The sequence below is a fragment of the Shewanella sp. MF05956 genome, from assembly GCF_059758055.1.
Window position 1 is genome coordinate 62,142 of record NZ_JCAYNV010000007.1, and the last position, 12,922, is coordinate 75,063.

General features: G+C 43.8%; 10 protein-coding genes, 2 tRNA genes and 1 riboswitch. Of the genes, 3 read left to right on the plus strand and 9 right to left on the minus strand.

From position 1 onward, the window contains the following. Position 1 precedes the first annotated feature (1 nt). Genes thiS through thiC form a run of 4 tightly spaced genes read right to left on the minus strand, consistent with a single transcriptional unit; the run spans position 2 to position 4,722 of the window. The gene (thiS, locus tag AC19MX_RS09300; RefSeq protein WP_498297761.1) at positions 2–229 is read right to left on the minus strand and encodes a sulfur carrier protein ThiS; all 228 of its coding nucleotides are present in this window, start codon (positions 227–229) and stop codon (positions 2–4) included. Next, on the minus strand, positions 219–1,022 hold the full coding sequence (locus AC19MX_RS09305) for a HesA/MoeB/ThiF family protein (protein WP_432400211.1): 804 nt from the start codon (positions 1,020–1,022) through the stop codon (positions 219–221). The genes thiS and AC19MX_RS09305 overlap by 11 nt, the downstream gene beginning before the upstream one ends. Continuing rightward, entirely contained in the window at positions 1,019–2,755 is a 1,737-nt protein-coding gene (gene thiE, locus AC19MX_RS09310; RefSeq protein WP_432400210.1) for a thiamine phosphate synthase, read from the minus strand. Before thiE ends, AC19MX_RS09305 begins: the two co-directional genes overlap by 4 nt. Next, a complete protein-coding gene (gene thiC / locus AC19MX_RS09315) occupies positions 2,755–4,722 on the minus strand; it encodes a phosphomethylpyrimidine synthase ThiC (protein ID WP_432400209.1) in 1,968 nt (655 codons plus the stop codon). Before thiC ends, thiE begins: the two co-directional genes overlap by 1 nt. A 205-nt stretch (positions 4,723–4,927) precedes the next feature. Further along, positions 4,928–5,027, minus strand: a riboswitch (TPP riboswitch). Positions 5,028–5,293: 266 nt separating this feature from the next. Here thiC and AC19MX_RS09320 point away from each other — a divergent pair. After that, on the plus strand, positions 5,294–7,441 hold the full coding sequence (locus AC19MX_RS09320; RefSeq protein ID WP_432400207.1) for a TonB-dependent receptor plug domain-containing protein: 2,148 nt from the start codon (positions 5,294–5,296) through the stop codon (positions 7,439–7,441). Between the two features lie 485 nt (positions 7,442–7,926). Here the strand turns inward: AC19MX_RS09320 and AC19MX_RS09325 are convergent. The 4 genes from AC19MX_RS09325 to dnaQ form a co-directional block, all read right to left on the minus strand. Beyond that, positions 7,927–8,003: transfer RNA gene (locus AC19MX_RS09325), tRNA-Asp, on the minus strand. 87 nt (positions 8,004–8,090) lie between these two features. Beyond that, positions 8,091–8,167: transfer RNA gene (locus AC19MX_RS09330), tRNA-Asp, on the minus strand. 407 nt (positions 8,168–8,574) lie between these two features. Continuing rightward, the gene (locus AC19MX_RS09335; RefSeq protein ID WP_432400353.1) at positions 8,575–9,852 is read right to left on the minus strand and encodes a TIGR03503 family protein; all 1,278 of its coding nucleotides are present in this window, start codon (positions 9,850–9,852) and stop codon (positions 8,575–8,577) included. Between the two features lie 70 nt (positions 9,853–9,922). Then, a complete protein-coding gene (gene dnaQ, locus AC19MX_RS09340; protein WP_432400206.1) occupies positions 9,923–10,651 on the minus strand; it encodes a DNA polymerase III subunit epsilon in 729 nt (242 codons plus the stop codon). A gap of 77 nt (positions 10,652–10,728) precedes the next feature. Between dnaQ and rnhA the strand changes: the two genes are divergently transcribed. Next, a complete protein-coding gene (rnhA, locus tag AC19MX_RS09345) occupies positions 10,729–11,202 on the plus strand; it encodes a ribonuclease HI (RefSeq protein ID WP_432400205.1) in 474 nt (157 codons plus the stop codon). 55 nt (positions 11,203–11,257) lie between these two features. Here the strand turns inward: rnhA and AC19MX_RS09350 are convergent, their stop codons facing one another. After that, positions 11,258–11,992, minus strand: a complete 735-nt coding sequence (locus AC19MX_RS09350) for a methyltransferase domain-containing protein (RefSeq protein ID WP_432400204.1) — start codon at positions 11,990–11,992, stop codon at positions 11,258–11,260. A 111-nt stretch (positions 11,993–12,103) separates the two neighbouring features. Between AC19MX_RS09350 and gloB the strand changes: the two genes are divergently transcribed. After that, positions 12,104–12,883, plus strand: coding sequence for a hydroxyacylglutathione hydrolase (gloB, locus tag AC19MX_RS09355; protein ID WP_432400203.1), 780 nt, complete (start codon positions 12,104–12,106; stop codon positions 12,881–12,883). Positions 12,884–12,922: the final 39 nt, after the last annotated feature.

The window sequence follows — 12,922 nt, forward strand, 5'->3', positions numbered from 1 at the left end:
GTTACCCTCCTGCCACAGCAGAAAACACACAAATAGAGTCATCATGCTGACACATAACATGGTTCCAGCGGCTGCGCGGTAGCACTTCATCATTAACCACGACAGCGATGGCGTTAATCGGCAGCTGCTTTAATATCAACAGTTCTGAGATTGTCACGTGCCCCTCCAACGTTTCTGCAACGCCGTTGATCATCACATTGATAGATTGAGATGGTTGATTAGCATTCATTTGCGTACTCCTGCAATTGCGGCTGTTGGCATAATGTACATTGCAGATCACGGTTCATTTTGGCTTGATGCCACTGTAGCGTTAACGCATCAAAGCGCTGTAAAATGCCGTACTGAGTGAAGGTATTGCAGATATGCTGCAAACCGACTAACGCTTGCATACTGGCCATAACCCCGACCGCTGGCCCAAGTACACCTTGCTGCGAACAGGTTTGCTTAATGTCGATATCTTCAGGGTATAAACAGCGATAACAACCATATTGCTTCTCATGCGTTAATTTAGCGCCAAAATCGATACAGAATAATTGTCCTTGATACGCACTGATCGCCGCGCTAATAAGGGTTAAACCTTGAGTAACACAAAGCTGATTAATCACATGACGAGCAACTAAATTATCGGTGCAATCAAACACCAATGTGTCGGTATCTAAGTACTTGGTAAACTCAATAACGTTAGTTTCGGTTAACTTATCGGTAATCGCATTGACATAGACATCTGAGTACAAACGACTCAATGTGCGTTTGGCGACACTGACTTTATGCTGACCAATATCGGCCTCACTGTATAATAATTGTCTTGGTAAATTATCGAGCGCCACCACATCATGGTCGACTAGCATAAAGTGCTTAACGCCTGCAGCTGCAAGATATTGCACCACCAGCTGACCGAGTCCACCCAAACCAATAATGGCCACCTGACTATTTATAATCGCCAACAGCCCTGTTTCACCAATGTCGTTAAGCAACATGGTGCGCGAATACTGTCGATATTGCTTGTCCGTTAACGCTTTCATATCGCCTCCTTAAGCGCACTCATAACCTTAGGCACTTGATGGCCTCGAGTGAGTTGCAGCCAACGTTGATGCATTAAACGATATGCCTCACTGGGATGACTCGCTTGAGTTATCGCTCTGACAACAGCAACATCCCCCACTTTACTGCTCGCCAGTCGCTCAAGACGCTCAACATCAACGCCGCCAATGGCTACAGTGGGATAATGTTTGCCCAACAAATTCACATAATGCGTTAATTTAGTCACCCCTTGAGGCGCTGATGGCATTTGCTTGGTTGTGGTAGGATAAATATGACCTAATGCGATATAAGACGGTTTACATTGGTGGGCTAACAACGCCTCAAAATAGCTATGACTCGATATACCTAAGGCTAAACCTGCCTCAGCTATTGCCTCCAGATTTGCACTGGCTAAATCTTCCTGGCCAAGATGCACCCCAAATGCACGGTGTTTTATGGCTAATTGCCAGTGATCATTGATAAACAGTTGCGCGTTAAAATCGCGACCTAGAGTAATTGCATCAATAATATTTTGCTCTAATGCCTGTAACGTTAACTCGGTAATAGGTTGAGATAATTTAACTCTAAACTGCACGGTACGGCACCCAGCCTCGAGAACCGAGTGCAACTGTGATAACGAGTCCAGCACGGGGTAAACACCTAATGGCGTCACCACAGGCCGAAAGGCTTTATTGCTACGATAAGCACTATTATCCTCAACGTTTGTAATGGTCGGCATCACACTTAATTCGTTAGGCCAGCCTGAACGTGCCAATACGCCAGGCCCTGCGCCAATAGCATAACTGTCACTTAAACCTTTATTGACATAAGCTTTTGCCAACACAATCGCGTCATGAATCAAAAATTGATGCGCAACAAAACACGCTACTGCCGATGACAGCGTACAACCGCTGCCATGATTATTGTTAGTATTCACTCTGGGGCTGGTGAGTTTAAACACTTGATTATCATGAATGTGGCTCGCCCCCGCCACACTACGTGTCACATAAACATCTGTGGCTAGCTGCTGTTGCCAAGCAGCATCGCCACCTTTAGCTAGTACATGACAACGATAATGATTAGCAAGCCATTTAGCCGCCATTATCATGCTCAGTTCATCGTTATCTGTGTTGCTATCGGTATTGGTATCGGAAGTTTGTTGATTTGTTAATGTGTGACTAGAATCTCTATGCCTAGGCTTTTTATTACTGAGATCTGCATTACTTGGATTGGTATTTTCCAATAATAATGTCGAGCTTAAACGAAACAATTCATGCTGATTTGGTGTGAGCAAGCTGATTAAGCCAGCAAATGGCGTAAAATTGATAGCTTGCTGACAAAATTGCGCGCCACTGCTGGCTACCATCACAGGGTCGAGAACTACAAAAGGTAATGTGCAAAGCCGGCTTAATCGCGATAACCATTTTGCAACGATATCGATTTGTTGTTGATTGGCCAATAAGCCAATTTTAATCGCAACCGGCGTTAAATCAGCCCATAAAGTATCTAACTGCGTAATTAACATCTGCTCAGAAACGGCTTCAACGAGAGTCACATTCACACTATTTTGCGCAGTAATGCTGCTAATCACGCTGCAACCATGGCATTGAAGATCGTGCATTGTCAGTAGGTCAGCTTGTATACCCGCGCCGCCGCCACTGTCAGAACCCGCAATGGTCCAAACAATGGGTTTTGGCATAAGGTTATCGATTTTAGCGTGCGTACTTGTCGCCATTACTCCACCCCTTCTTTAGCCTTTGCAGCAGCGACTTCATGATAAATAGCCGAACCCGATGCTTTAAATTCAGCCGATTTTTGCTTCATTGCCAAGGTGTTATAATCAGTCGCCGTGGTTAATTCAATGTGTTGCACTTTGGCATGAGTGTTAGCATCTTCAAGAGATTTAGCGTAATCACGCACTTCCTGGGTGATTTTCATTGAACAAAATTTAGGCCCGCACATAGAGCAAAAGTGAGCCACTTTTGCTGATTCTTGCGGTAGGGATTCATCGTGATACGCACGTGCGGTGTCAGGATCTAAGCCTAGGTTATATTGATCTTCCCAACGAAACTCAAAGCGCGCCTTAGATAACGCATTGTCACGCACTTGTGCCCCGGGATGCCCTTTGGCAACATCCGCGGCATGAGCTGCAATTTTGTAAGCAATTAGCCCTTGTTTTACATCGTCTTTATTGGGTAAACCTAAATGCTCTTTTGGAGTGACATAACACAACATCGCCACGCCATACCACGCCATCATTGCCGCACCAATACCAGATGTGAAGTGATCGTAACCGGGAGCAATATCCGTTGTTTGTGGGCCTAATGTGTAAAATGGTGCCTCGTCGCACAGACTAAGCTGTTTTTCCATATTGACTTTAATCAGTTGCATCGGCACATGGCCGGGACCCTCGATTATGGTCTGCACATCATATTGCCAGGCTATTTTGACTAACTCACCTAGGGTGGCTAACTCAGCAAATTGCGCTTCATCATTGGCATCAGCAATAGAGCCTGGGCGCATACCATCACCAAGCGATAACGACACATCGTATTGGGCACAAATTTGGCAAATATCTTCAAAGTGTTCATACAAAAAACTTTCTTTGTGATGGCTTAAGCACCACTTTGCCATAATGGAACCACCACGAGAGACAATGCCCGTTAGACGCTTGGCCGTCATCGGCACATAGCGTAATAACACGCCGGCATGGATGGTAAAGTAATCAACTCCCTGCTCAGCTTGCTCTATGAGTGTGTCGCGAAATATTTCCCAATTAAGATCCTCAGCAACCCCATTAACCTTCTCAAGCGCTTGATAAATAGGCACGGTACCAATAGGCACAGGAGAATTACGAATGATCCACTCGCGGGTTTCATGAATATAACGCCCCGTGGATAAGTCCATTACAGTGTCGGCGCCCCAACGCGTTGACCACACTAACTTCTCTACTTCTTCTTCAATCGATGACGTTACGGCTGAATTCCCAATATTGGCATTCACTTTAACCAAAAAATTACGCCCTATGATCATAGGTTCAGCTTCTGGATGATTAATATTAAGCGGAATAATTGCTCTGCCTCTTGCCACTTCATCACGCACGAACTCAGGGGTAATCAGTTGGCCAATGTGCGCCCCAAACGCTTCACCGGGAGCGTGTTGTGTGAGTACGCTATCATGCACATCGGCGCGCGCCATATTTTCACGAATGGCAATGTATTCCATTTCTGGGGTAATAATCCCTTGCCTAGCGTAGTGCATTTGCGTGACGCGTTTGCCGACTGTGGCCCGTCGTGGCGCATTAAGTCCGTCAAATCGTAAATGGTCTAAACCATCATCAGCTAAACGTTGCTGAGTAAAGCCAGAACTTGCATGGGTTAATTGCTCAGTATCTTGACGCTCTGTTATCCAGGCTAGACGTAATGGAGCTAAACCACGACGGACATCAATATCAGCATGGGGATCGGAATAAGGCCCTGCGCAGTCATAAACCATAATGGCAGGGTTTGTCTCAGTGATAGGATGCTTATCTGTGCCACCCGTTCGAGTGCTGGCTTGATGGATTTGCCTCATGGCCACCAGCAGATCGGGACGGCTGCCTTGCAGATAGACTTTTTCAGAATTTGGGTGTTGTAATGGTTTTAGGGTATCGATAAATTGTTGAGCTTTCGCTCGTGTCTGACGACGGTTTGAATGTGACATTAGCAACCTCATTTTAAGAGTAGAGTTGCTTGTCAGGAGAGGTGTTGAGCAAAGCTATGGCCACAAAAAGATTGTGACGCATATAAATAATCAATCATTACAATGACACTGTCTGTATCGATTTAGGCTTAGGTTAAGTGAATAAATGGCTGTGAAAAAACCATCAACCAAAACGCTAAATTATCAACATGATGCCGTAATAAAAACGATTATTACGCTTGTTTCCTTCGCAGGTTCTAGCCTGATCAGGTTCAACGGATCCCGAATAAACGGTCTCAGCCATAATGGCACTCCGACAAGATGTCCCGCAGTATAGGCAAGCTTACAATAAAAAAACAAGCATTAAATTTCGCACGTATTTCACTTTATTCACTCTAAAACAGAGCAGTCATATCCAAAACCATGACGCTGCGGCTGAGTTCACACAAGCTGATTCACACTGCGAAAAGTCATCATTTTAGATGCGACAATATGTCGCATTCCATAGATTTATTAGTAGGTTATAATTTTCTAATGCAAAAAATAGCGATGAAATATATTCATCCTAATTTACAATATAATAAATACGGTGATGATTTTGACCACATTAAAAACACAAAGCATTAAATCTAATCATAATATTAACACTGCTTACTCATCAATATCTTTCGCCATAATGGTAGTGTTGTCTGCACCTGTTGCAGCACAGCCATCAACACAAGACACATATTCAGACATTGAAAGAGTTGAAGTCCACGGTCAACAAAACGGTGATAAAGATTTATTAGGTTCAGCGGAACGCTTGCTCACAAAACAAGGTGTTGAGTTTTCACAAGCGGGCGGTGTTTCAGCCTTACCGATTTTGAATGGCATGATGGGCGATCGCATTAAAGTGCTTATCGACGGCAATGACATTACTTCATCATGTGCCAATCACATGAATCCACCACTATCTTACGTGGCAGCAAGTCAAATTACCTCAGCCCAAGTGGTTGCAGGTGTGTCGCCGGTCAGTGCCGGTGGAGATAACATTGCCGGTGTGATTAAAATCAATAGTTTTAACCCAGAGTTTTCCTTAACAGACCAACTTACATGGCATAGCGGTAATGTGTCTGCAGGTTATCGAAGTGTTAGCGATACCAGCTTAGCCAGTGTCAATGCCACCGTCGCCAGTAAAGCACTGAGTTTTAGCTACCAAGGCGCTTTTGAAGACGCCAATAGTTATACCGATGGTAATGGCGACACCGTGTTAGACACGCTATATCAAGCACAAAACCATGCCTTAATTGCAGCATGGCAAGATGATACCCAACAACTTGCCATTAAATTAACCCATCAACATATTCCATATCAGGGGTTCGCCAATCAGTATATGGATATGACCAACAACGACAGTTATGGTGCAATACTGCGTTATCAATTAGCACTTGAAAATGAAGGTCAATTTAGTGCACAAGCGAATTGGCACAGTGTCGAACATGATATGGGTTTCTTCACGCCAGAAAAAACCGGCATGATGCCGATGGAAACCACAGGTAAAGATTTTAGTTACCAATTGCATTGGCAACTCCCTATGAGTAATGACAGTACGTTATTGCTTGGACAAGAATATTATCTGTATCAACTTGATGATACCTGGCCTGCTATTGAAGGCTCATCCATGATGGGCCCAAATGATTACGTCAATATTAATGATGGTAAACGCAAACGCGCTGCGGTTTACGGAGAATGGCAACAAACGCTAAATACACAATGGTGGATAACAGCGGGTGTTCGCTATGAATATGTCACGACCACTACTGGTGAAGTGCAACCTTATAACAGCATGAGTATGATGGGTATGAGTAACGTTAATGCGTTGGCAGCAGATGAATTTAATCAGCTTTATCGACCACGACATGACCATATTATTGATGCCACATTATTAGCACGATATCAATTAAGCGATACCGAAATCATCGAATTTGGTTTAGCTCAAAAAGGCCGGGCACCAAACTTATATGAACGCTACAGCTGGGGCCAAAGTACGATGGCGACAACCATGATAGGTTGGTATGGCGATGCTAATGGCTATGTAGGTAATCCCGATTTAAACCATGAAACGGCTCGCACTCTTAGCGCCGCATATACATTAGTGCAAACTGATTTCACGGCCTCAGTTACCGCCTGGTATAGCGATATCAATGACTATATTGATGCTGATGTTATTGGTAGCGTTAATAGCACGAGCATCGAGCTAAACCGCCGTAATATTTTACAATTTACCAATGTCGATGCGACAATTTATGGCTCGCGCGCAGATGCGAGTTACCTGTTAACAGAAAACGATAATGGTAAGTGGGTTGTTGCAGCCAATATCAGTGCCACTCATGGCAAAAGAAACGATACCCATACGCCTCTATATCAAATCAAACCATTACAGAGCGAGTTAACACTTCAGCATCAACGTGGTGATTGGAACAATAGTATTAGCTGGCAATGGGTGGCGACAAAAGATCGGGTCGACAATAATCGCCTTGAAAACACCACTGACAGTTATTCACTACTGAACATCTCAAGCAGTATTGAATGGCAAGGTGCAACCATGACTCTGGCAGTAAACAACTTACTTGATGAATATTACCAACTGCCTTTAGGTGGGGTGAGTATTGCGCAATATAAGCAAGATAACACCCAAGGTTTCCCCCAAATGAATGGCGCCGGCCGTTCAGTAGAGCTCAGCGTCAACTATGCGTTTTAACGCGACCTACCCAGCCTAGGGATCATTGTTTTTCTTTACTGACATAAACACATAATTGAATAAAAAGCCCTTACATTACTGTAAGGGCTTATCTATTTGGCGGAGCGGACGCTGACCTTGAATGAGTGAACTCGCGACCAGTGCGCCATGGTCGAATGTTGAAGATGTTGAAGATGCTGGAAATTAAAAAGAATAAAAAGCCCTTACATTGCTGTAAGGGCTTATCTATTTGGCGGAGCGGACGCTGACCTTGAATGAGTGAACTCGCGACCAGTGTCGTGATCGAATGTTGAAGATGTTGAAGATGCTGGAAATTAAAAATAATAAAAAAGCCCTTAAATTGCTGTGAGGGCTTATCTATTTGACACAGCGGACGCTGACCTTGAATGAGTGAACTCGCGACCAGTGTCGTGATCGAATGTTGAAGATGCTGGAAATTAAAAAGAATAAAAAAGCCCTTACATTGCTGTAAGGGCTTATCTATTTGGCGGAGCGGACGGGACTCGAACCCGCGACCCCCGGCGTGACAGGCCGGTATTCTAACCAACTGAACTACCGCTCCAAAACGGTTTGCTTACACTTAATAAAATTAAACTTGAAAAAACAATCGCATAAAATTAATTTTATTAAATGTAAACAGTCACTTGAATGGCGGAGCGGACGGGACTCGAACCCGCGACCCCCGGCGTGACAGGCCGGTATTCTAACCAACTGAACTACCGCTCCACACAAGTGCGTTGAATAATAAAGTTGTGATAATTAATCGTCAACTATTTTTTAACGGTTTTAACTCGTTTAGCTAAAAAATGCACAATTATTGTATTTAATACCATTGCGCGTTAGTAAATGATCTCTCAGCGAGAATTTAAAAGGGCTTAAACAAGGCGTATGACTGAATGAATAGTTGTTCTCTTTCGAAGTCATGCAACGCAGTGTAAGCCCTTTTAAAACTCGCCTGAAAGGAATGCCCCAGCGGCTTTTGCTTTGCGTTCTCGCTATTTGAAAGGGAACAACCATTACTACATAGCGACGCCTTAATCAAAAACCGCTGGATGCATTCTGAGTGGTCACTTATTAATGCGCAATGGTATAAGGACCACATTCAAGTATTAATCGACGTTAAAAATAATCAATTAACTTTTATCATCTGGCATGGTTAAATCAATGTCGTCCAAATCTAGGCTTTCAAGTTCATTCTCGGGGGGTTTATCTTCTTTAGGTGGATTTTGCTTTAAACGCTCTTCTGCCGCCGCCATCGCTTTCGCTAACGCTTGTCTTTTACGCCACACAATAATGCCTACAATCCCAAACAGGAATAGCACACCATTAACGGTAACAATCCAAAATATCGCATCATCTTTAGCGAGTTGCTCTTCAATCGCCGCTTGCACTGCAGCTTGCTCTGCGAGTTCCTCAGCTGTTGGGCCAGGCTTTGGTGGCTCAATTAAATTGAAAAACATCTCAGGTAAATTCAATACAATTTCACGTCCACCTACCGCGGTAGACACCACAGTCCCCTTCACTCGGTAGCTACCAAATTCAGTCACTTTCGGTAAATATAAAATTTGATCAGCGCTGGTGAGTTCTTGCAAAATTATTGGTAGTTGTAACCCGGCGGGGCCAACTAATTCAAATTCAAAATGAGTTTCTGCAAGCAAGACTTGAGTTTCATCTACGGACAACTGGATTTGCCAAATGCCTTTTAACGGATCGTTGTTGGGCACCATTTCTGCTTTTATGGGCTGTTTAGACAACTCAAATGGCATCACAAACTCACGTTCAAACACGTTATTACGTGCTGAGACGTTTAATATATAATGCCCACTGGGTTGTTCTAAGTTTTGAGCCCCTGTGAAGACACCATCATCTGGGGCTTCGTCTAAATCTTCACCATTATCTTTGTAGGCACCAACAATAATGGTGCCTGTCGCAAAATTGTCATCACCCACGATATGCTGGCTGGTAAAACGCGAGGTCCACTCAACCATGTATTCCAATCCGGGCATTCTCATGGTTAAGTTGTCGCCCAAAAGGCGCGCTGTCACTTTGAGACGTTCACCTTGAAACAGCGGTTGCGGTAAAGGTTGCACTTCAATGTCGAGTTTAGAGAGTTTCTGAATAGTAGAACCTTCGGTAACTTGCCCGAGTAACTGCCATGGGCCCGCCATTGGTTTTTCTATGTGGAGCATGTCAGCAGCGATACCATCAACCCACTTTACCGATTGTGGGTGGCGATTTGAATACCATTTACTGCCATCGGGTAGCACCACTACGACCGGCGCGGAGCCATAATCTCGTTGGATAACCAAGGTTAGGTTATCCACCATATAATCAATACGAAATCGATTCTTAAGCTCTGCAGCTTGTGAGGCTTTAACCGGTGCTGCGAACGCAGAAGATTGCCACGCCATAATAGGGCATAGCAATAGAAAACAAGCAATGGTGGCGCTACGTGAAAGGCTAACAGTCATAAAGGTGGGTTTACCCTCTCCAGAGACATTTTCCAGACTTGGCAATGAGGTCAAGTCGTTGTTCGTGTAATACTATTTCATCGGCCGATGCCCCGACGACTTTAAGGTTAAACGCGGATGTGTCGATCTTTTTTATCCCGCCACCTTCTTGACCCGCTTTTTCATTAGACAAATTAAACTTAATTTGTCCGCCAGTCATAATTAAGTAAACGTCAGCCAGGATTTCAGCATCGAGTAACGCGCCATGATAGGTTCGACGGCCATTATCAATACCATAACGACGGCATAAGGCATCAAGGTTGTTCTTTTGCCCTGGATGTAATCGCTTGGCAATGGCTAAGCTGTCTAAAATACTGCAAATGTCTTTGGTTTTCGGCCCGATTGGATTGAGTTTTGAAAACTCATGGTCCATAAAGCTCACATCAAAGTTTGCGTTATGTGCAACAATCTCAGCGCCGTCAATAAAGTTGATAAATTCTGATGCAATTTGATGAAACCGCGGCTCATTGGCCACGCGTTCATTGGTAATGCCGTGAACCTCAATGGCCTCGGGATCGATTGATTGGCCTGGATTGATGTATTGGTGATACGTCCTGCCCGTTAAACGGCGATTTATCACTTCGACACAACCGATTTCAATGATCCTGTGCCCAACATAAATAGGGCCACCCGCTTGGTTCATACCTGTGGTTTCGGTATCGAGAATGACTTGACGACTTGCACTTGAAATAATGTTCATAATTTTTACTCTTTAAGCCCTCGCCCCTAGTTAAATTGAGTATACTGGCGCGAATATTTTGCTATGGTAACAACTTGATGGCCGAACTCAAACAGCTGTATATTTTTACTGATGGATCTTGTTTAGGCAACCCGGGTCCTGGCGGCTATGGCGTGGTAATGAAATATCAACATCAAACGCATGAAATAGCCGACGGCTTTGCCCTTACCACCAATAATCGCATGGAATTACTTGCCCCCATCATCGCACTTGAAGCGTTATTTGAACCTTGTAATATTATCTTAACCAGCGACAGCCAATACATGCGCCAAGGTATCACATCTTGGATCCATGGTTGGAAAAAGAAAGGTTGGATAACGTCAACCAAGCAACCGGTTAAAAATGTCGACTTATGGAAACGCTTAGATACGGTAAGCCAACAACACACTATAGATTGGCGTTGGGTTAAAGGTCACGCTGGGCATGTAGAAAACGAACGTTGCGATACTCTAGCCAGAAAAGCCGCAGAAGCAAAACCCAAACAAATCGACGAAGGTTACCAGGCTGAATAGTCATCTCGGATTTAAAAAGTGAGTATTCATCCTCACTCATCAACATCTTTGTATGTTATTTGGTTTTTGACAAACCGGTACGTCCGGCACTCGGGGCGGTAGACCAATTAGGTGCGCTAATTTTAGATTTATCTTTAATTGGCGTAAACGGTACTGTAAGTTTACGAGCCACAATCACATAAACACTACCTGTGCTGGGTAACCAATGGGCTAAACTTTTTTGCCACCATGGTTGATGCTCTGCCTGACGGCCAACCGGCCCTAATAATGAATGGTGCATTAAACGCTCGTCTGCCAGCACTTGATATCCTAATAAACCCAGCCAATCCTTGACCCGTGAAGGCATAAAAAACTGTCCATTCCACGGAATGTTACTTTGGTACTTAGGTAAGATTTTCCCAGCAAAAATCGGACTTACCGGGTTAAATCCGACAATGAATACATAGCCACTATTAATGAGTACACGATCAAACTCACGTAAAATTTGATAAGGATTTTGTTCAAACTCGAGTAAAAAGCAACTTACCACAGCATCAATAGCGTTTTGTTGTAATGGCAGATAATGTGGATCCGCTTGTATATTGGCGTCATGACCGTCAAACAATGAAAAGTGACGAGCAATAGAACAATGTAAACTGTTGATTTGACTACTGAGCGCACCCACCTTTAATAAATGATAACCAAAGATACGCGGCCACCAAGGCGCAAGGGCCGCTTCAATCTCGGCTTGCAATATTTCGCCAAATGGTAAGTCATGCCAATGTTGTGGTACTAACTTTGAGTTTGCCACGTCTCACTCCTCAATCCCAATGACCTTACCGACTTTCACAGCGTTGCACTTGATGTGATTCGGTTTTATCCGTTACCCTAACAGATAATTCAATATCACTCGAGCCAGATTATGCTTAACGTTCATACCATTCCCGCTTTTAATGATAACTACCTTTGGTTAGTGCATCACACTGACAGCCTTGACGCTTACGTCGTTGACCCCGGTTGCGCCACAAGCGTTATCGACTATTTGGCTACCACAGAATTAAATTTAGTGGGTATTTTAATCACTCATCACCACAGTGATCACACCGGCGGTATTAAGCAACTGCAAGAATATTTTGATCACAAACTTGAAGTTTACGGCCCAAGTAATGAGCGTATTAATGGGCTCACTATGCCACTGACCCTCGACGCGGTATCAACAATTGATATCCCTCACTTAGGGGCAACAAGAGTGATGGCGGTTCCGGGTCATACGTTAGGCCATATCGCATATTATATTGATAACAAGCTATTTTGTGGTGACACGTTATTCAGTGGTGGCTGCGGTCGATTATTTGAAGGTACACCAACTCAAATGCTGCAATCGTTGAAAATGCTTGCCAACTTGCCTGACAACACTCAAGTATTTTGTGCTCACGAATATACTCGTGCTAATCTCGATTTCGCTCAACACGTGACCCCACACAATCATAAATTGAACGAATACGCGGCAAAAGTAGACCAATTACGCTCACGAAACATCCCCACTATCCCTAGCACAATCGCGACAGAAAAAGCGATAAACCCTTTCTTACGTTGTCATCTAAATGAGACACAAGTCGCAATTTCGAACCATTATAACATTGTGAATATTGATGAAATTCAGACATTTACTTTATTAAGAGAATGGAAAAACCAGTTTTAGATGAACATGAAAACACTTTAATAAGACAAGCCAAATGAT

Excerpts from the sequence above, each read along its gene's own strand:
- thiS (WP_498297761.1), bottom strand. The coding sequence starts at position 229 with ATGAATGCTAATCAACCATCTCAATCTATCAATGTGATGATCAACGGC.
- AC19MX_RS09305 (WP_432400211.1), bottom strand. The coding sequence starts at position 1,022 with ATGAAAGCGTTAACGGACAAGCAATATCGACAGTATTCGCGCACCATG.
- thiE (WP_432400210.1), bottom strand. The coding sequence starts at position 2,755 with ATGGCGACAAGTACGCACGCTAAAATCGATAACCTTATGCCAAAACCC.
- thiC (WP_432400209.1), bottom strand. The coding sequence starts at position 4,722 with ATGTCACATTCAAACCGTCGTCAGACACGAGCGAAAGCTCAACAATTT.
- AC19MX_RS09320 (WP_432400207.1), top strand. The coding sequence starts at position 5,294 with ATGATTTTGACCACATTAAAAACACAAAGCATTAAATCTAATCATAAT.
- AC19MX_RS09335 (WP_432400353.1), bottom strand. The coding sequence starts at position 9,852 with ATGGCGTGGCAATCTTCTGCGTTCGCAGCACCGGTTAAAGCCTCACAA.
- dnaQ (WP_432400206.1), bottom strand. The coding sequence starts at position 10,651 with ATGAACATTATTTCAAGTGCAAGTCGTCAAGTCATTCTCGATACCGAA.
- rnhA (WP_432400205.1), top strand. The coding sequence starts at position 10,729 with ATGGCCGAACTCAAACAGCTGTATATTTTTACTGATGGATCTTGTTTA.
- gloB (WP_432400203.1), top strand. The coding sequence starts at position 12,104 with ATGCTTAACGTTCATACCATTCCCGCTTTTAATGATAACTACCTTTGG.